This is a genomic window from Geothermobacter hydrogeniphilus (assembly GCF_002093115.1).
Lineage (GTDB): Bacteria > Desulfobacterota > Desulfuromonadia > Desulfuromonadales > Geothermobacteraceae > Geothermobacter_A > Geothermobacter_A hydrogeniphilus.
Genome location: NZ_NAAD01000001.1, coordinates 278,903 through 298,347, shown reverse-complemented (window position 1 = coordinate 298,347; position 19,445 = coordinate 278,903). Strand labels below are relative to the sequence as shown.

At 58.0% G+C, this 19,445-nt stretch carries 19 protein-coding genes; 4 read left to right on the top strand and 15 right to left on the bottom strand.

All coding sequences use genetic code 11. The features are described 5' to 3' along the window. Positions 1–2: 2 nt before the first annotated feature. From B5V00_RS01390 to B5V00_RS01380, 3 genes are read right to left on the bottom strand one after another with little or no spacing between them, the layout of a single operon-like run. A complete protein-coding gene (locus B5V00_RS01390) occupies positions 3–962 on the bottom strand; it encodes a peptidase U32 family protein (protein WP_085008758.1) in 960 nt (319 codons plus the stop codon). Further along, the gene (locus B5V00_RS01385; protein WP_085008756.1) at positions 959–1,720 is read right to left on the bottom strand and encodes an SAM-dependent methyltransferase; all 762 of its coding nucleotides are present in this window, start codon (positions 1,718–1,720) and stop codon (positions 959–961) included. Before B5V00_RS01385 ends, B5V00_RS01390 begins: the two co-directional genes overlap by 4 nt. Then, on the bottom strand, positions 1,717–2,481 hold the full coding sequence (locus B5V00_RS01380) for a TlyA family RNA methyltransferase (RefSeq protein WP_085008754.1): 765 nt from the start codon (positions 2,479–2,481) through the stop codon (positions 1,717–1,719). Before B5V00_RS01380 ends, B5V00_RS01385 begins: the two co-directional genes overlap by 4 nt. Before the next feature lie 294 nt (positions 2,482–2,775). Here B5V00_RS01380 and B5V00_RS01375 point away from each other — a divergent pair, with 294 nt between their 5' ends. The 4 genes from B5V00_RS01375 to B5V00_RS01360 all read left to right on the top strand — a co-directional run bounded on the left by B5V00_RS01375 (position 2,776) and on the right by B5V00_RS01360 (position 8,352). After that, on the top strand, positions 2,776–3,162 hold the full coding sequence (locus B5V00_RS01375) for a response regulator (protein ID WP_085008752.1): 387 nt from the start codon (positions 2,776–2,778) through the stop codon (positions 3,160–3,162). Positions 3,163–3,177: 15 nt separating this feature from the next. Beyond that, complete coding sequence (locus B5V00_RS01370; RefSeq protein WP_085008750.1) at positions 3,178–5,121, top strand: PAS domain-containing sensor histidine kinase; 1,944 nt, start codon at positions 3,178–3,180, stop codon at positions 5,119–5,121. 7 nt (positions 5,122–5,128) lie between these two features. Further along, complete coding sequence (locus tag B5V00_RS01365) at positions 5,129–6,814, top strand: sigma-54 dependent transcriptional regulator (RefSeq protein ID WP_085008748.1); 1,686 nt, start codon at positions 5,129–5,131, stop codon at positions 6,812–6,814. Between the two features lie 476 nt (positions 6,815–7,290). Next, a complete protein-coding gene (locus tag B5V00_RS01360; protein ID WP_085008746.1) occupies positions 7,291–8,352 on the top strand; it encodes a sigma-54 interaction domain-containing protein in 1,062 nt (353 codons plus the stop codon). A gap of 259 nt (positions 8,353–8,611) precedes the next feature. Here B5V00_RS01360 and B5V00_RS01355 read toward each other — a convergent pair whose 3' ends face one another. From B5V00_RS01355 to B5V00_RS01300, 12 genes are read right to left on the bottom strand one after another with little or no spacing between them, the layout of a single operon-like run. Then, entirely contained in the window at positions 8,612–10,522 is a 1,911-nt protein-coding gene (locus B5V00_RS01355) for a hypothetical protein (protein ID WP_085008744.1), read from the bottom strand. A gap of 8 nt (positions 10,523–10,530) precedes the next feature. Continuing rightward, complete coding sequence (locus B5V00_RS01350; protein WP_172399568.1) at positions 10,531–11,049, bottom strand: chemotaxis protein CheX; 519 nt, start codon at positions 11,047–11,049, stop codon at positions 10,531–10,533. 38 nt (positions 11,050–11,087) lie between these two features. Continuing rightward, the gene (locus B5V00_RS01345) at positions 11,088–11,552 is read right to left on the bottom strand and encodes a chemotaxis protein CheX (RefSeq protein ID WP_085008740.1); all 465 of its coding nucleotides are present in this window, start codon (positions 11,550–11,552) and stop codon (positions 11,088–11,090) included. 10 nt (positions 11,553–11,562) lie between these two features. Continuing rightward, positions 11,563–11,934, bottom strand: coding sequence for a response regulator (locus tag B5V00_RS01340; RefSeq protein ID WP_085008739.1), 372 nt, complete (start codon positions 11,932–11,934; stop codon positions 11,563–11,565). 36 nt (positions 11,935–11,970) lie between these two features. Beyond that, positions 11,971–12,429 (bottom strand): chemotaxis protein CheX, encoded by a 459-nt coding sequence (locus tag B5V00_RS01335; RefSeq protein WP_085008736.1) that lies wholly within the window; start codon positions 12,427–12,429, stop codon positions 11,971–11,973. After that, a complete protein-coding gene (locus B5V00_RS01330; protein ID WP_085008734.1) occupies positions 12,422–12,808 on the bottom strand; it encodes a response regulator in 387 nt (128 codons plus the stop codon). Before B5V00_RS01330 ends, B5V00_RS01335 begins: the two co-directional genes overlap by 8 nt. After that, positions 12,805–13,686 carry an HDOD domain-containing protein gene (locus B5V00_RS01325; protein ID WP_085008732.1) on the bottom strand — a complete coding sequence of 294 codons (882 nt, stop codon included), beginning with the start codon at positions 13,684–13,686 and terminating at the stop codon, positions 12,805–12,807. Before B5V00_RS01325 ends, B5V00_RS01330 begins: the two co-directional genes overlap by 4 nt. 8 nt (positions 13,687–13,694) lie before the next feature. Continuing rightward, a complete protein-coding gene (locus B5V00_RS01320) occupies positions 13,695–14,183 on the bottom strand; it encodes a chemotaxis protein CheD (protein ID WP_085008730.1) in 489 nt (162 codons plus the stop codon). Beyond that, positions 14,180–15,238 carry a protein-glutamate methylesterase/protein-glutamine glutaminase gene (locus tag B5V00_RS01315; RefSeq protein WP_172399567.1) on the bottom strand — a complete coding sequence of 353 codons (1,059 nt, stop codon included), beginning with the start codon at positions 15,236–15,238 and terminating at the stop codon, positions 14,180–14,182. The genes B5V00_RS01320 and B5V00_RS01315 overlap by 4 nt, the downstream gene beginning before the upstream one ends. Further along, entirely contained in the window at positions 15,238–16,128 is an 891-nt protein-coding gene (locus tag B5V00_RS01310; RefSeq protein WP_085008726.1) for a CheR family methyltransferase, read from the bottom strand. The genes B5V00_RS01315 and B5V00_RS01310 overlap by 1 nt, the downstream gene beginning before the upstream one ends. A gap of 18 nt (positions 16,129–16,146) precedes the next feature. After that, complete coding sequence (locus B5V00_RS01305) at positions 16,147–16,656, bottom strand: chemotaxis protein CheW (protein ID WP_085008724.1); 510 nt, start codon at positions 16,654–16,656, stop codon at positions 16,147–16,149. A gap of 52 nt (positions 16,657–16,708) precedes the next feature. Beyond that, positions 16,709–19,309 (bottom strand): chemotaxis protein CheA, encoded by a 2,601-nt coding sequence (locus B5V00_RS01300; RefSeq protein WP_085008722.1) that lies wholly within the window; start codon positions 19,307–19,309, stop codon positions 16,709–16,711. Between the last annotated feature and the right edge of the window lie 136 nt (positions 19,310–19,445).

Below are 19,445 nucleotides of genomic sequence, written 5' to 3'. Positions count from 1 at the left end.
ATTTATTCTCCCTGGTAAAACTCGGGATAGTAACAGACATTGGGGGAACAGCCGGCACCGAAACGGCACCGGTGGGCCTGACGGGCACGGCGGCGGTACTCTTCATCCGGGAGATTTTCAGCCGCCAACCGGACAAAATCACGTGCCAGGGTGAGGTTGGCCAGCTTCATCGCCGTCGGAGCGCCTCGACCGACCAGCTTCAACCCGCGAATCCCGCCCGCCCGCAGATGGGGAATGGCGCACAGGCCGCAACCGTGGCGGCGGTTGCTCCGTGACCAGCTGCGCTGGCGTTCGACAGCGGCCTCGACAACGGTTGAGGAATGTTCATCCATCGGGTTGATTTCATAGGGGATTTCACATGGCCAGATTTTGTCCGGGCTGCTGTGATGAAAGCTGCACAGGCCCTCGGTGTTGGGACATTTACCGACCAGCAGGAAGGCGTCACAACCGACCTCGGGAACGTCCCCGGTAACAGCGGCCATTTCAGCAACAGTCAGGTGACGCGGCAGGACAACACTGGAAATCCCGGCCCGCTGATAGACACGGACGGCTTCGGAATTACCGAGATGCGCCAGGGTGCTGGCGTGAAACTCCAGCTCAGGGAAACGTCGATGCAGCACCCGCAACAGGCCGATGTCCGCCAGAATTATGCCGTGCAGCCCGGCGGCGGCGCATTGTTCAACCAGCGCAATCAGCAGCGGCCACTGCGGCTCGGTATAAAAGGGGCTGTTGAGCGTCAGGTAAAAATTCCGACCGGCCTGGCGGCAGGCGGAAACCGTCTGAAGAAAACGGGGAAAATCATCGAACTGGGCGCCACTGAAGGTGCGCTGATTGATCGAAGCGAGCGAACCATACTCCTGCCACCAGTTCGGGGGAATCACCCCGCCATAGAGTTCGTCAGCTCCGGCGAACAGCAGCGGTTCCAGTTCGGCCGGGCTGTCAATAGGACTGATCAGCTTCATGAACGATGGCGCCAGATATGTTCACGGCGGAAATCCCACCAGTCGCGTCCCGGTGACGCGGTCAGGGTTTCACCGACGATGACCAGGGTCAGGGCGGGACGACGGTTATCCGGCCCGAGATTGAAAAAGTCGCGGCCGGCGGTCAGATCGACAATGGTGTCGAGATCCCCCAGCAGGATCTCTTCGCCGGGCAGTCCGAGGCGGTGCAGCAGCGCCATCGGAACACTGCGCCCATACCCCCGGCGCAACTGGACAACCAGCTCTTCCAGCGGCAGGTTGTTCATGTAGATCAGCAGCGTCACTCCGGGAGCGGCCAGATCGGCAAGATCGGGAGCATTCTCGTCATCTCCCAGCGTGCGCGGCGAAGCGATGATGGCCCGATTGCAGACCCCGGGCAGATCGAGGGTTTTCTTCAACCGGGCGGAAGCGGCATTGGCGATGCCGACCCCGGGGATCACCTCGGCATTCTCACCAAGGGTATCAACCAGGGCCTGGAACGGCGCATAGAACGTCAGGTCGCCGGGGACCAGAAAGGCCACCGGCCCCTTTTGACGGCACGCGTCGATCAACGCGAGCAGTTCATCAAAATAGTAGTCAAAGGGGGAATGGATTTTTTTGCCCCGCAGCAGCCGGGCAAAGGTCTGGTCGAGAGGATCGGGCGTAAAAACCGTGGTCGCCTGTTCGAGCAGCCGGGCACCCCGCAACGTCAACAGGTCGGGGTCGCCGGGGCCGGCACCGATAAAAAAGACACGATTCATAAATTCTCACCCGTTTTCAGATAAAGAAGAAATTCCCGGTTGCCCTTGGGACCGAGAATGGGGCTGGCCGCCGAGGCGGCGACCACCAGTTTCAGCCCGGCGGCAAACTCGCTGATCCGGTTGACCACGCGGCGATGCTGTTCCGGATCACGGACAACGCCGCCCTTGCCGACCTTTCCCCTCCCGACCTCGAACTGCGGCTTGACCAGAGCAATGATCTCGGCCGGCCGCGCCAGCAGCGCCAGGGTCGGCGGCAGCACTTTCTCCAGGGAGATAAAGGAGGCGTCAATGACCGCCAGATCGGGCTTTTCAGCAAGGACGGAGGGTTCCAGGCGGCGGATGTTGGTTCGTTCCAGGTTGATCACCCGGGGATCATTGCGCAACGACCAGGCCAGTTGCCCGTAACCGACATCGACGGCATAGACCTTCGTGGCACCGGCCTGCAGCAGGCAGTCGGTAAACCCGCCGGTCGAGGCGCCGACATCAATGGCGACCCGACCTCGCACCACAACCGGAAATTGCGCCAGGGCTGCGGCCAGCTTCAACCCGCCACGTGACACGTAGGGGATGTCCTCACCCTTGAGCCGAATCTCGGCGGCAACCGGAACCTGGGTTCCGGGCTTGTCGACGCGATGGTCATCGACCACCACCTGCCCGGCGAGAATCAGCGCCCGGGCCCGCTCGCGGGAGGCAACCAGGCCCTTGTCGACCAGGATTTTATCAATGCGTTGTTTGCCGTTCATCGGCCATGAAATTAACATAGCGCCCCACACCCGGCAACCGCTTTGAGGGACTCCGGACAGCATAAACTGGCTGAATCAGGTTGATCCCGGACGAAAAATACTCTATACATCGCAGCGGTAAACCGGTGAAATAAAAGTCGTCCCGAATCAAGTAACCGGCAACAAAAAATTCGAGAAATTTTTCAGGAACAAGCTAAAGTAATTGGTAAGATCGTAATCAGGCATACGCAACAGCCCAGACAGTCCCCTCGACCGGGCGCGTCATGAACATGAATAAACCGGGCATACGCCCGACCAGCAAAGGGATCATCCATGAATGAACAGATCCTGGTGATCGACGATGAAGAGAGCATCCGTTTTACTTTTCAGTATCTGCTCGCCGACCGGGGATATACGGTCGATGTTGCTGAAGGTCCGAAGGACGCGTTGACGCAGTTGGAAGCAAAAAACTACGACCTGATCTTTCTTGACCTGCTGCTCGGAACCCATTCCGGAATTTCGGTTCTCAAGCAGATCAGGCAGATCGCCCCCCTGACGCCGGTGGTCATGGTGACCGGCGCCCCTGATGAAGACACCGTATCCGAAGCGATCCGCTGTGGCGCCTTTGCCTATATCCCCAAACCGGTGCGCCAGGAAACCCTGATGACCATGACCGCCAAGGCTCTCGATTACCGCGGCAAGCTCCGCAAAGATTCCTGACGGGCATTCAGCTCCATGAACCAGTCACACTACCAGGAACTCTTTACCCAACTCCCGGTCGCCATCTGGGTGGAGGACTTTTCGGTCGTCAAGAAACGGCTCGATGAATTACGGGAGATCTGCGGCAACAACCTGCTCGACTATTTTCGGGACCATCCCGAGGTCGTCCGGGAGTGCGCGGGCCTGGTGAAAATCGTTGAAGTCAACGACAAGGTCCTGGAGATCTACGGGGCCTCGTCCCGAAATGACCTGCTGACCCGGCTTGACCAGGTCTTCACGGAAGAAAGTTTTGAAATCTTTGGCGAAAACCTGGCGAGGATTCTTTCCGGGGAAACCCAATTCAGCACCCACTCCCCAAATCGCACCCTTGACGGCAGGACCATCCAGGTCGAATTGCGTATTATCCTGCCGGACACCTACCTGCATACCTGGGAAAAAATCTTTGTCGCCACCCTCGATGTCACCCGGCAATTCCAGGCCGAACAGGCCCTGAAACAGAGCGAGGAGCGGTTCCGCCTGCTTTATCGCAATGCCCCCCTGCCCTACCAGTCCCTCGATGCCGCCGGTCGCTTCATCGACGTCAACCCGGCCTTCGAGGAGATGCTCGGCTACCGCCGGGAGGAACTGATCGGCACCCGGGTGACGAAGCTGCTGACCGCCGAATCACAGAAGTTGCTGCAGGAACGGTTCTGCGCCTTTCTCGATGACGGCAGTGTCAAGGATCTCGAATTCACCATGCGGCGCAAGGACGGCACCCTGATCGACGTGATGGTCAAGGGCCGCGTCGGCTACGACCTGGAAGGCCGGTTCAAGCAGACGCATTGCCTGCTGACCAATATCACCGAGCAGAAAAAAGCCCAGACGGAACTGAAAAAAAGGGAACACAGCTACCGTCGCCTCTACGATCAGTTCCGCATCCTGTTTGACGGCATCCCCGATGTCTTGCTGCTGCTGACTGGCGATTCCCGCCTCACCTGGGCCAACGTATCGGCGTCCAAAGCGTGCGGCATTCCGGTTGAAGCCATGATCGGCAAAACCTGCCGGCAGCTCTTCGAGGAACACTCGGCGCCCTGCGATGTCGAGATGACCGAACGCTGCATCTCCGAGGGTGAAATCGGAACCTCGCTGGTCACCACTCCGGATGGCCGATCCTGGGGAGTCAGGGCGTTTCCGATCCGCTCCGAAGACGGTAAGGTCATTCAGATCATGGAACTGGCCCATGATGTCACCGACAAGATCAAGCTGCAGGCCGAAACCATGCGGACCGGACACCTGGCCGCCCTCGGCGAACTGGCCGCCGGTGTCGCCCACGAAATCAACAACCCGATCAACGGCATCATCAACTACGCCCAGATCCTGATCAACCAGGGGAAAAAGGAAGGTCGGCAGAATGAAATCGCCGAACGCATCGTCAAGGAAGGAGACCGCATCGCCACCATTGTCGGCAACCTGCTGAGTTTTTCCCGTGACCGGGTCGAAGAGAAACGGCCGGTGGTTCTGAACGACCTGCTGCAGGAAGCTCTTTCCCTCTGCGCCACCCGCCTGCGCAAGGACGGAATCAATCTTGAGTTGGACATCCCCGCCAACCTGCCCTGTCTGCTTGGCAAACACCAGAAACTGGAACAGGTTTTCATCAATCTGATCAGTAATGCCCAACACGCCCTCAACCAGCGTTTCCCGGCCCCCTGTCCGGACAAGAAGCTGATCATCTCGGCCCGGCCGCTTACCGGCAAAGGCATGTTGGAAATCGTTTTCCACGATCACGGCTGCGGTATTCCCGAAGGGGTTCGCGACCGGATCCTCAACCCCTTCTTTTCGACCAAACCCCAGGGCGAGGGAACCGGACTTGGTTTGAGCATCAGCCATGGTATTATTCAGGATCATGGTGGAGCCATCTACTTCGACAGCCTGCCGGGCGCTTTTACCCGGGTCATTTTGACCCTTCCCATCGCGGGATAAGGACCAGATGAACAAACGTATTCTCTGTATCGATGATGAAGAAAGTATCCGCCTGACCTTCGCCAGTTTCCTTGAGGATGAAGGCTACAAGGTCGATACCGCCGCCTCGGCCGACGAGGCGCTGGAAAAACTTGAAGCCGAACATTTCGACCTGATCTTTCTCGACATCCTGCTCGGCAGACACTCCGGAATCAACGTCCTGCGCGTCATCCGCAAACGCAAGCTGCAGGCCCCGGTGATCATGGTGACCGGAGCTCCGGAAGTCGATACCGCCGCCGACGCGGTCAGGCTGGGAGCCTTCGATTACATCTCCAAGCCGGTGCGCCAGGAGACCTTGCTGCGCCTCGCCAAACTGGCCTTGACCCATCAGGAACTGGTCGTCCAGAAAAATCGTTATCAGGCACATCTTGAAGCGATCTTCCGCAGTATTCGCGATGGTCTGCTCACTGTTGACAGCGACATGCGCCTGGTGGAAATCAACGCCGCCGCCAAGCAGATGCTCGGTATCGCCGGTGAATCGATCGGTGAAAACTTTGAACTGCTCGACGGTACCGACGGCCAATGCGCCAGACTGGTCCGCCAGACTCTTGAGACAGGTCAACCCGGTGAAATCTACCGTTGCGAGTGCCCCCTCTCCAGGGGCGGCATCCAGGTTCTGACTTTGAATACCGCCCCCCTGCAGACGCCGACCGGAAGACATGACGGCGTCGTGCTGTTGTTGCGGGACGAAACCCGTATGGTCAAGCTTGAACGGGACCTGCAGGACCGCAATCAGCCCGGCAACATGATCGGCCAATGCGAGGAGATGCAGCATCTCTACCGAATGATTCATTCTCTCGCGTCGATCGACACCACGGTGCTGATCACCGGCGAATCGGGAACCGGCAAGGAACTGGTCGCCGAGGCGCTGCACAACATGGGCGACCGTCGCAAACGTCCTCTGGTCAAATTCAATTGCGCCGCCCTGCCTGAGAGCCTGCTGGAAAGTGAACTTTTCGGCCACGTCAAGGGAGCCTTTACCGGCGCCGTCAAGGACAAGATCGGACGTTTTCAGAAAGCCGACGGCGGCACCATTTTCCTGGATGAAATCGGTGACATTTCACCGGCCACCCAGGTCCGGCTGCTGCGGGTTCTGCAGGACAAAATCATCGAAAAAGTAGGAGACTCCACCCCGATCAAGGTTGACGTCCGCATCGTCACCGCCACCAACAAGGATCTGCTGGAAAAGGTCAGCGCCGGAGAGTTCCGGGAAGATCTCTATTTCCGCCTCAATGTCATGAATCTGAAGCTCCCGCCCCTGCGGCAGCGGGGATCTGATCTTGACCTGCTGGTCCGCCATTTCATCCAGCAGTTTAATATCCGTTTCGGCAAACAGATCAGGGGCGTAACCGATGATGTCATGGCGCTGTTCAAATCCTACCCCTGGCCGGGCAATGTCAGACAACTCGAACACGCGCTGGAACATGCCTTCGTCCTCTGTCAGGACAGCCTGATCACCACCGCGCATCTTTCCTCAGATCTGACCAGCCACGGCGTCACTGCTCCCCAGGGCACGGCCGCGGGCTTCCGCGATGACCGCCAGGCCATTCTCGATGCCCTTGAGAAGGCCGGCGGCAACAAAACCCGCGCCGCGCAGCTGCTCGGCATGAGCCGCCGAACCATCTACCGCAAGCTTGAGGAATACGGGATCTGAATTATCCCTGAATCAGTGAGTTCCTTGTCGGCGGATAGCACAAGTCATTGATCTGCCTGAGCTTCCCAAAAATCACCAGCGAACCTATGGGTGCGCTTCAGATTTTTGGAAATCTCTTGCAGACCAAGCACTTGCACTCTACACCCAACAGAAACTCACTGATTCAGGTTATCCTGAACTGTGACCTGTGCCATGGCACAACTGTGCCTTGGCACAGGTCGTGACTGTGGCACACTGTCACAGTGTGACAGACCCTTATCAGGGCACATTTGCATACCCGACCTCCCTCGCAAGCCCGTACCCGTCCTATTTTATCTCTCACGAGACTCCCGGTTTTAAAGGCTTTTCCAAAACAACCCGGTCAATTTCAAAACTTTGACGATGCAACCGGCTCGATTGGCACTCTTCTTGGAAGTAAGTGTCGGTAACTTGACTTGAAAGCCCCTCAAGGCAGATTACTTACACAAGGAGGCCCCATGCTGAGAAAATCAGACGGATTCGAGGGCATCATCGGCAACTCGCTGCGCATGCAGAAACTTTTCAGCATCATCGAACGTGTCGCTGATGACGGTGAGAGTACCGTCCTGATTCATGGTGAAAGTGGCACCGGCAAGGAGCTTGTCGCCCGTGCCGTGCATTCCCGCAGCCCGCGCCGGGAGAAAAATTTCGTCCCGGTCAACTGCGCGGCTATTCCAGATGACCTGCTGGAAAGCGAATTGTTCGGTTACGTCAAGGGAGCCTTCACCGGCGCCACCCAGAATAAAATGGGACGCATCCAGTATGCCGCCGGCGGCACCCTGTTTCTGGATGAAATCGGCGACATGAAACCCTCGCTGCAGGCCAAGCTGCTGCGGGTCATCCAGGAAAAGGAATACGAACCGGTCGGTGGCGTCAAACCGGTGCCGGTCAATGTCCGCATTGTCGCCGCGACCCACCGCAACCTTGAACAACTGGTCGCCGAAGGCAAGTTCCGCGAAGATCTCTACTACCGTCTCAGTGTCATTCCCATCAACATCCCGCCGTTGCGCGAGCGCAAGGATGACATCATTCTGCTGCTTGACAGCTTCATTCGGGTTTTCAACCGCGGCAAACGCTACGGGCTCAAGGGGTTTACCGAACGGGCCCTGAACGCCTTGGTGAACTATCCCTGGCCGGGCAATGTCCGCGAACTTGAAAATCTCGTTCAGCGGCTGGTGGTGCTGCATGGCGGCGAATCGGTCGATCTCGAAGACCTGCCGGCCAAGTACGCCGCACATGCGGTTCAACCCGGAACCGCCGACCGGCGCAAGGAAGAACAACTCGACAACCTGGCACCGATCGCCCTGCACGAAGCTCTCTGGAACGGTGACGGCATCAACTTCAACGACCTTGTCGACGGTCTTGAGCGACAGCTGATCAGCCAGGCTCTGGCCCGCACCGGCGGCAACAAGAAGGAAGCCGCCCGTCTGCTCAACCTGAAACGCACCACCCTGATCGAAAAAATCAAGAAAAAGGAACTCGAAACCGGGATCGGCCTGCCCCAGGCCTCCTGCGCCTGAGCATCCAGGCCCTGCATGCACAGCCCCCGGCAGCGGATTAGCAGCCGGGGGCTTTTTTCGTAACCGGTCCCAAGGACTTTTCATCAACCCTGAGAAACGTCCCAACAGCGCGACTCAGTTCATGTCATCGAGGCTGATCAAAGTCTTCAGATGCGAGGCGCCCGCAGGCCGAGGAATGAGGCGTAGCGGCAGCTACTCCGCAATGACGAGGACAAGGGCAACGACGCAGATGGAGGCTTTTCATCAGCCCTGGCAAGTGTCAGGCGACCAGGTTGAGTTTCACCTTCTCCTGTATCTGCGCCTCACTGGCGGGCGTCACCAGGATATCCCTGATGCCGTACTTGATGGCCCGCAGCACCATGCTGCGGGTCCAGTTGGGACCGGCGGCAATCAACGGCATGCGCCCCTGGATACTGGCGTTGATCTTGATCGCCGCGGCGATTCCCTGTTCGCCGACATCTCCAAGGACCAGGAAGACCCCACGGGTTTCGGGGCCGTAACCGCCGACAGTCTCCTGCACATGCTGAAACCGGGCCGCGCAGTTCAACCCTTCGATCGCCCTGATAAACACCTCCGCCTGCTCTTCGGAATCGCTGCAGACCAGAATCAGCGGTCGGGCACCGGTCGAACCGGTCGCCACCGGGGAGGCGGATTCTCCCGCGCTCCCTCTTGCAGGCGGGATGATGCCGGTTTCAGTCGCCGCGGACACCCCTCCCGTGCTGTCGGAACCAGCCCCACCGGGATCTCCGGCCGTCTCATCAGCCCCCGCAACGGCCGGCGTTTCCGTCGACGCCGTCACTTCAGCAGCCTCGGCGTGCTGCAGGCCCAAAACATCGGCCGGAACGAAAAACTCTATCCGACCAAGCTCCTGTCCATCAAGCCGGGCGTCCCCGGAAGCGAGGAAGAATTCGACATCCTCGACCGGGTACTCTTCCCTGGCCTCAATAACCAGGGGATCAATGGTCTCCTGGTCCGTTTTGACAAAGCGCAGGTTGCCGGGATAGATATCATTGAAAACCGAGGTGCAGATCCCGGCAACAATATTGACAATCTCGCCGAAGGCATCCGAATCCTCGGCCCCGTATTCACCGCTCTGCAGGCGCTCCTGCAATTCGGATTCGGGAAGCATGATCAGGGTACCACCGAGATGGATAGCGGCCCCCAGGCTGGTCAACAGGTAACCGTCACCTTCCCTGTCCCCTTCGACCCGCAGGTGGGCCAGAACCTGGGTCCCGTCCAGACCGGCAAACAACTCCGCCCTGTTGGAACAAAAGTATTTTTCATTGCTGATTTCGAATGAATGCCCCAGGAAGCCCCCGACTTCTTCCTGAATTTTGGCATGAATCACCCTGAAAATTTTGACCAGTTTATCTTCACTGACCACAGGACCGGAACCGGCCGGGCCAGCCGGCGGCTTCGCAGACGGGGTTTCCGCAGCAGGAGCTGCACCTGCCCCCGCGGAGTCACCCGCGACGGCAGTCGTTTCGGTGGGCGCGACTACCGTCTGCCCGACCGTACCCACCTGATCTGCAGCGGTTGCCTGCTCAGGCTCGGCTGCCGTCTTCTCCGACTCGACAACCGGTGCCGCATCATCTCCCTCCCCTATCCCGAGAAGTTCATCCGGTACCAGCACCTGAACGAGTCCGACAAGATCCTTCCCCTGCAGCGTCCCCTTGCCGGTGACAAGACTCAACGGGCCTTCCGCCAGGGGATAGTCCTCTTTGGCAACAACTCGGAGTGGATTGACAACCTGCTGGCCGGTCTTGACGAATCGCAGTTTGTCGGGAAAAAGTTCATCGAACAGACCGGAGATAACGCCGGCCATGATGTTGACGATTTCGCCGAAAGCGTCGGCCTCGTCACCGCCGAACTCACCTTTGTCGATACGATCCTGCAGCTCTTCTTCAGGCAGCATGATCAAGGTACCGCCGAGGACCAGGGCGTCCTTGAGATCGAGCAGCAGCCAGGCGCTTCCCTCACGGTCCCCTTCAACCCTGAATTCAGACAGCACCTGCGGATCCTGCAGATTTTCGAACAGAGTCTCCCGGTTCGAGGTTATGACCTGGCAGTCACTGAACTCGACAGGCTGGCCAATCAGGGAGGAGATCTCCTCCTGGCCTTTTTTCAGCACCGCTCCAAGAACGGTATTGACGACTTTCCGGCGGTCCATGCTCCTGCCTAGGTTTTTCCGGCGTACTTGAATTCAAGCAGAAAGGTCCCCGCGGCCGTTTCAAAGGGCAGCAGCAACCGTTCAGCCCGGGATAGAAGGTTGACCTCATAACAACTTCCGGCGATCACCGACGGCACCGCCAGTTCGATTTCGCACTGCTGTTGCAAAAGTCGGGTCTTCAACCCTCCGGCAATCATATTGACCATTTCACCAATCGTATCCTTGACCTCGGCATCGACTTCAACCGGCGTTTCACCCAGCATTCCACCACAGATTTCACGCGCCACCTGTTCAGGACAATGAACAGCCAGCACCCCCCGCAGCCCGCCGGAGATCCCCAGCACGGCAGACACCGAATCGATCAGGCGGTCAGGACGGGCAGACCGCAGCCCCAGAGTTTCGACCTTCATCATGACCATAGTGGCAAAGACTTCCGTCGTCGCCTCGGCCAGCATGCCGCTGTAGCTCTCGACTGTGGACACATCGTCGAAACCGGGGCGGCTTACCTGCAGTGCGTTGTCGATCATCGTCCGGCTCCTGTTATCCTCGACTACCCGGAGCGGCATCATTCCGACTGTTCCTGCAGCTGCAGTTCCACCAGGAATTCTCCATCGGGCATTTTGAATGGCATCAGCACCTGGTCAGCGGCGGCATGACACTCGAAGGTATATTCTTCCCCGCCCACGGCGGATGGAATAGACAACTTGATGTCCTTGCCGTTCTCCGACAGGGAGGATTTAACCGATCCGGCCAGCATATTGGCCATCTCACCGATAGCGTCTTTGACATCATCGTCAACAGTTTCAACTTCGATGCCGAGAAACGTCCCGGTAATGGCCATGGCAACCTGGTTGGAGCAATGGATGGCCAGCATCCCCCGGTAGCCTCCGGCCATGCCGACCATGCCGCTGATGCCGCCGACAAAGACGTCACTACGATTCGGCAGCGGATCGCCCGGAGTCACCCGGGTCATCAACATGGTTTCAAATATTTCGCAGGTTGCGTCAATCACGCTTTTCGCAAAATCCACAATCCGCCTCCTAGAGTAAGGCACCCAGGGTGTCCTGAACCTGATCGGGAGTGAAGGGCTTCTTGATGCTTCCCTTGGCTCCGAGGTCGAGAGCCTCGCGCAGAATCTCCGACCCGGCCTCGGTGGTGATCATCACCACCGGGATATTCCTGATGCCGTCATCCTCGGCCTTGTTGCGGAGAAATTCGACCCCGTTCATGTTCGGCATATTGATGTCACTGAGAATGACATCGACATTTTCACCACTCAACACCTCCAGCGCCTCCTGCCCGTCACCGGCTTCGAGAATCGTCTCAAAATCGAAGCCGGCCTGGCGCAGCGAACGTGCGACAATCTTGCGCATGGTGCTTGAATCATCGATGATCAGTACTTTTTTTCCCATGGTTTGTCGGTCCTTTCAATAGGGGCGTTTTCGGGTTCAGGCCTGCTCCAGCAGCGAGGTCCCGGACACCGCGACGGAAAATCCCTCATCATCTATCAGGAAGTGCCAGACGATTTCGCTGTTACCGAGCGGTTCATCCGACGAGGGTTCGATTTCGGGCAGGCCGAGGCGATAAACCTGGCCGGGGATGACTTCGTTGAGGAACTGACCGGCCACCGTATTGAGCAGTTCGAGCAGGGCATCGTCGGCAAGCTGCTCGGTCAATTCCTCGACCGGCAGTCCGAACAGCGCCTCGGCAATACCGAGCAGCAGGTTGCGCGGCATCAGCAGCAGAAATTCACCCTGCACCGGATCGTGCATCAGCAGGCTCGCCCGAAGCATCTCACCCTCTTCGATGGGGGGTGGCTCCTGGCTCGGCAGGGCCTCCAGAAACGCCATATTTTCAATGGTTTCCGCCACGGCCTTGTGCATCGCCCTGGTCATCCGTTCAAGCATCGGAAATCTCCTTCAGCAGCGGCTGCAGCTTCTCCCGCAACAACGCCGGGTTGACAGGCTTGTTGAGAACACAGAAGGCGCCGAGTTTGACGAGTTGCTCCTCCTTTGCCGGGTTGCCGGCACTGGTGACAACCATCACCGGCACGTCGGTCAGGCGCGGATTGCCCTTGACCCATTTCAACAGCGTTTCACCATCCATGGTCGGCATGTTGAGATCGGTCACCAAAAGGTCGGTCGGCTGCTCCTTGAGCAGGGCCAGTGCTTCCTTGCCGTTGCCGGCTTCGCAGAATTCGACATCCTGAAGACCGACGATCTGCAGACAACGTTTGACAAACATGCGTGCCGTCTGGGAATCATCGGCAACAACGATTCTTTTCACGATTCGGTCTCCTGATTTTGAGTTAGCGATGCCTCGGCCTGCCGGAACAGCTCGGTTGCCTCGAGGATGATGCCCGGCAACTGTTTGGTATCGAACTCCAGATAGTCCTGATAACCCTGATCCAGCTGGTACTGCATACTGTCACTGCCGGTGCCGAAACCGTTCATCATGGCGATGATATCGCCCAGGTGGACGGCATAGACCAGCAGACGATCCTCCTCGGGCGCGCGTTGCGGCTCGTGATGAAAAGCGATCGCCGACTGCAGCGGCGTCGGCAGCTGCCAGCTTTTCGCCAGTTCCAGGCCGATTTCCGCGTGATCCATGCCGAGCAGTTTCTTCTCTCCGCCGAGATAGTTCTCGACATGACCGGCATCAATATCGCCGACCAGGTTTTCAGCACTGCCATGAAGAAATTCCGACAGGATCGCTTTGCCGATGTCATGCAGCAATCCGGCGGTAAACGCCAGGTCAATGGTCATATCCCCCCTGGCGCAGCGGGCAATCTCCCTGGCCGCAAATGCGGTGAAGAGGTCATGCCGCCACAACTCGCCGGCTGCCGCCTGGTAACCGGCCATGGGACGATTCATCAGGTTCCCGACGCTGTCGCCGATGGCAATGCAGGTCACCATCCGTTCACCGAGATACGAAACCGCCCGATCGATGGATGAAATCGGATTGAGCAGATCATAGGCGGCGGAATTGACCACCCGGAGCACCCGGGCGGTCAACGTCGCGTCGCATTTGACAATGTCGATCACATCGCCGAGCTCATGATCCGTGTCCGCGGTAATCTGCATCAGCCGCTGGGCATTGGCGGAAAGCAGCGGGGCCTTTTCAATGGCACGGCGGATTTCTTCGACAGCTTTTTGCTCAGTCATGACAAACCTCAGATCTTCCACTGGCCGCGGCCGGGACAAGAGATGGTCACTTCCCCGGTATCGACCGAAACGGTGACGGTCCGACTGTAATTCGCGCCGACATCTTCGGCGACCGGCCCCATGCCGTTGGCCCAGAGAATTTTCTTGGCGGCCAGGACATTGCGCTTACCGATATTGAAGGTGTCATTGGGGTCCATGATCGAGGCGCCGCCGGCCAGCTTGACGACATAGGAACGGGTATTGCTGTTGCCGCTGACGGCCGCCATCTTCTCCAGCAGGCGCGGCAGACCGGTGTCGGCAAAGTATCCGGGACGTTCACGCACCTTGGACGGATTGATTTTTGAATCGGGCAGGGCAATATGGATCATGCCGATCGTCCGGGTGCGTGGATCGAGCATGATAACCGCGACACAGCTGCCAAGAGCGTAGGTTTTGATCGCGCAACCGCTGCTTGCCGAAGCACCGAAATCGCCGATACCGAGAACCAGGTCACTCATGCCGCGCGCTCCGTCAACATACCGACCAGCAGAGGTGGAATATCATCCAGCGGAACCAGCCGTTTGGCTCCTCCCATTTCGAAAGCGACCTTGGGCATGCCGAAAACGACGCACGAGGCTTCATCCTGGGCGATATTCCGGGCTCCGGCCCGGGCCATGGCCAGCATCCCGCGGGCGCCGTCACTGCCCATGCCGGTCAGCATCACGCCGATGGCGTTGCCGCCGACGGACCGGGCGGCCGATTCCATCAGCACATCAACCGATGGACAGTGACCGCTGACCTTGGGTCCAGCCTCACAGATAACCTCGTATCGCCCGCCGCTGCGAATCACCCGCATCTGCTTGCCGCCAGGGGCGAGCAGCACCAGGCCGGGAGCGACCCGGTCGCCGGTTTTGGCTTCACGCACCTGCATGGCGCTCTCGCGATTGAGCGACTCGGCGTACATCTGTGTGAAGCCGGGCGGCATGTGCTGGGTAATGACGATACCGGGGAACCCGGCCGGCAGGCGGGTGATAATGCGTCGCGTAGCCTCGGTGCCGCCGGTCGACGCGCCGATGACGATAACTTTGTCGGTCGACTCGGCCAGAGCGCCGCCACTGGCTTTAAGCAGTTTCGGCAATTCCTTGCGACGATTTTTCCAATGGGAAACATCCACCGTCGCGGCCAACTTCACCTTGGCGCACAATTCAAGAATCATCGCCTTCAGTCCGCGCGCGACATCGGTGGTCGGTTTGGCGACAAAATCGACCGCGCCCGCGTTCAGGGAATCAATGGTGATCTGCTTGCCGCGCTGGGTCAGGGAACTGACCATCACCACCGGGATCGGGTACTGCGGCATCAGCCGCCGCAGGAACTCGACACCGTCCATGCGCGGCATTTCAACATCCAGGGTCATCACGTCCGGCCGCAGCCGGGCGATATGGTCACGGGCCGCATAGGGGTCGCCGGCGGTCGCGACAACCTCGATTCCCGCATCGCTGCCGAGTCCCTTGGACAAGAGCTGGCGGACCAGCGCGGAATCATCAACAATCAACACACGAACTTTTCCGGACATCAGACCTCCATCTTCTGATAGGCGGCCGGCAGCAGATAACGATAAAGAGTCTGGCTGCGGCCGAGGGTCTCGGAGTGACCGATGAAGAGATACCCGTCCGGCTCGGTCAGGCGATGAAACTTCTTCACCAGCGTATCTCGGGTTGGCTGATCAAAATAGATCATGACATTGCGGCAGAAGATAATCTGAAACGGCTTCTTGAACGGAAAGGTTTTGTTCATCAGGTTGAAACGACGGAACGTCGCTTCCCGGCGCAGGCTTTCATCAACCTGCCAGCGGCCGTCGGGCTGCTGACGGAAATATTTCCGTTTCAGTTCCGCCGGCATGTTGCTCAACTTCTCCTCGGGATAAAGCCCCTGCCTGGCAACAGCGAGCACCCGGTCGGAAATATCGGTGGCCAGGATACCGGCGTCCCAGCGACGGTGGTCACTGCCGAGGACCTCACGGATCAGCATCAGCAACATGTAGGCTTCTTCACCACTTGAACAGCCGGCACACCAGATTCGCAGATCGAGACGATTTTCCTTTTTCAGTCGTTCGACAACCGCCGGCAGTGCGGTGTTGCGGAAGTAATCGAAATGATCATTTTCCCGATTGAAATAGGTGTGATTGGTCGAAACCCGGTCGACCAGTTCGCTCAAGGCACGTTCGCTGGAATCATTCAGCAGATGCTGGTAATAGGCCTGGAAAGAATTGAAACCATTGCCGCGCACCAGTTTCTGCAGTCTCCCGACCAGCAGCGAACGTTTCTGGTCGGTCAGGTTGATCCCGAACCGCTCGTAGATGAGCTTGCGCATGGCGTTGAATTCATCATCACTGATGACCATCATGTGATTATGCCCGGCCGTCCCGTTTGACGCGACAGCCTGGCTCACCTGAGTCCAGCCCATGATTTCCGCCTTTCCGGGTTAGTCGGAATTTTTCGTCATCTGTTCAAGGTCTTCACTGTAGAGCAGCTTGCGCACATCAAGCAGGATCTTCACCTCTTCCTCAACTTTTCCCATTCCCTGGATATACTGTCCGCTCTCCGCCTTGGTGCGGGGCGGCGGTTCAATCTGTCCATCGGGGATATCGATCACCTCGTTGACCTTGTCAACCACCAGGCCGACGGTCTTGTCATCGACATTCACGACCACGATGCAGGTCCGCTCCTCGTAGGCTTTCTCCGGCAGATTGAAACGTTTGCGCACATCCATCACCGGGATCACGTTACCCCGCAGGTTGATGACCCCCTTGATGTAATCGGGCATATCAGGAACATCGGTGATCGACTGGATGCCGATGATTTCGGTTACGTAACGGATCTCGATGCCGTAATCCTCGTCGGCGATGTGAAAAGTCAGAAATTTCCCCCGCTGGGTATCCTCGGCAAGATCCAGAGGCTCTTCCGAAACAGCTGACGCGGTGTTGTTCTGCATAATCAGACTCCTTTGTTCTTTCATGCTTGACGTTGACCGGATCAAGAGTTTGTTAAGCCGTAACGACGGCTGGCATTTCGCCACCGGCGGGCTCGCTGTCCAACCGGCAAAGCCCCTGCTCCACCACATCGACCAGGCTGCCGATATCAAGAATCAGGCAGACATCGCCGTTGCCGAGGATGGTGCAGCCGGAAGCGCAGTTGACATTGCCGAGATAATTGGAAAGGCCCTTGATGACGGTTTGCTGCTGGCCGACGATTTCGTCGACAAAAAGACCGATGCGATCATCCTGATGCTCAAGAACAACCAGGGTACCTTCGTGAAGTACGAAGGAGTCGGGCTTCTTGCGAAGAACATTATGCAGTCGCAGCACCGGGACGAAATTCTCCCGAACCTTGACCAGCTCCTGGCCGTCGGGAGTATGGGTGATGGCTTCGGCCGTCGGCCGGAAGATCTCCCTGACCGACAGCAGCGGCAGAATGCAGCGGGTACGGCCGACCCGAATCATCAGCCCGTCGATGATGGCCAGGGTCAGGGGGATGCGCAACTTGATGCTCGACCCCTGCCCCGGTTTGCTGTAGACCTCGATCTTGCCCTTGATTTTTTCAAGATTCTGCTTCACGACGTCCATGCCGACGCCACGACCGGAGATATCGGTAATCTTGTCCGCGGTCGAAAATCCCGGCTGGAAGATCAGGTTGAAAACGGCGCGATCGCTCAACTCGGCACCATCCCCCTGCACCAGTCCCTTTTCGATGGCCTTCGCCAGGATCCGCTCCCGGTTCAGGCCGCGTCCGTCATCCTCCACCGTGATCCAGACCTCACCCTCTTCGTGTTTTGCGGAAAGCCTGACCACACCCTTTTCCGGTTTCCCGGCGGCAACCCGTTCTTCAGGGGATTCCAGCCCGTGATCAAGAGAGTTTCGCAGCAGATGAACCAGCGGGTCGGTAATCTGCTCGATAACCGTCTTGTCAACCTCGGTTTCCTCACCGGACAATTCCAGTTCCACCTTTTTCCCCGACTTGACCGAAAGGTCGTGAACCAGGCGTATCATGCGCCGGAAAAGTCCCGAAACCGGAATCATGCGGATAACCATCGCCATTTCCTGGAGTTCACGGACAATTTTGCTCATCTGCTGGCTGGCTTTATTGAAGTTTTCCAGTTCCAGCCCGACCAGGTCAGGGTTGTTGACCAGCATGTTTTCAGCAATAACCATTTCACCGATAAGGTTGATCAACTTATCCAGCTTGTCGAGATCAACACGGATGTCCTGGCGTTTGATCGTGCCGCCTTTAGGCGCCGCTTTGACCGCCTTGCCGACAACCGATCTGGCCGGCTTGACCACTGCGGGCGCGCTCGTTTCCGCGGCCGTTGTTTTTTCAGCGGCCGCCTTTTCAGCCTGCTTGACAGCCTGTTCTATCTGTTCCCGGGTGGCGATTTCGCAACCGACCAGGGCATCAACCAACGGCCGTGACTTGGTTCGCATCAGGGTGGCAATGGTCCCGGAAGCAACCACGCCCTGCTGGACCAGCAGATCGGCAAGACGCAGCTCCTCGGGATCGGGCGCCGGCGGCTGGTCGGTCTTGACCAGCAGCTTCTTCATCTCGGCCAGACAGTCTTCAAGATTTTCCAGTTTGCCCCTGCCGCCGTCAGCGATCGAACCAAGGCCGGTACGCAGCTGATCGACCATCTTCAGCAGGATATCGGCCGGCTTTTGCTCCCCGAAGTCACACCCCTGTTTGGCGGCATCAAGGACGGTTTCCATCTGGTGACTCAGCTTTTCCAGATCGGCAAAGCCGAAAAAACCGCAATTCCCCTTGAAACTGTGGATGTCGCGAAAGAGTTCGGCAAGACTGTCGCTGTTGCCGGGATCTTCTCCCCAGGCCAGCAGCAACTGCTCACTGTCTGTCAACAGTTCATCCCCTTCCTGGACAAATCTGGACAGCATCTCCGGTGTAATCAGGTCTTCCAGACCGGGCAGCTCTTCCCCCGACGCTTCCGTTTCAGATTCAACATCGGCGGCGGCAACATCGACTTGCGGCGCATGAACGCGCTCAGCCTTCTGCTGGGCTTCGCTGACCGCCTTTTCCAGCAGGGCGCCGATGCCGGCGGCTTCTTCCGACACCCCCTGGTCATCGAGATTCTTTTCAACGTAATCAAGCGCTTCCCGGGCAAAATCACACCCCTGGCACAGCAGATCGACATGGTCGGCTTCAAGCATGACCTTGCCGGAGCGGATTCGATCAAGAAGATTTTCCGCCAGATGGGCAACATGGGCGATATGGTCGAATTCCAGGAAACCGGCACTCCCCTTCATGGAATGAAAGAGACGGAAGATGGCATTCATAGTTTCCGGGTCGCCGTTGGTCAGGACAAAGACCTGGCAGGAGAGACAATCGCTTTCAGACTCGGCGAAAACGCAGGTCTGCAGCCCGGCACCGACATAACCTTCATCCAGCCAGCAGGGGGTCTCCATGCTCTTTCCGTGACGCTTGCAGGTCTTGTTGCTGCAATCAAGAACCGACCAGCAGTCGACTTTTTGACAACTCTGGCCCAACTCGATGATGGTCGGCTCGAGATTGTCGAGCATATCGCGGCTTTCCTGGATAAAGTCGTTGATAATTTCAATTTGATCGTCCGGGATATTGCCCATTGATTTCACCTCGTCAGCAATGATGCTTTTAAAGGTTTACCTGGTCCTGATTTCACTCCGCGTACTGATGCCGCGCAACCACCGCAAACAGTTCTGGTGCTGTCATTTCCTCATATCGACCGGCGACAAATTTCCT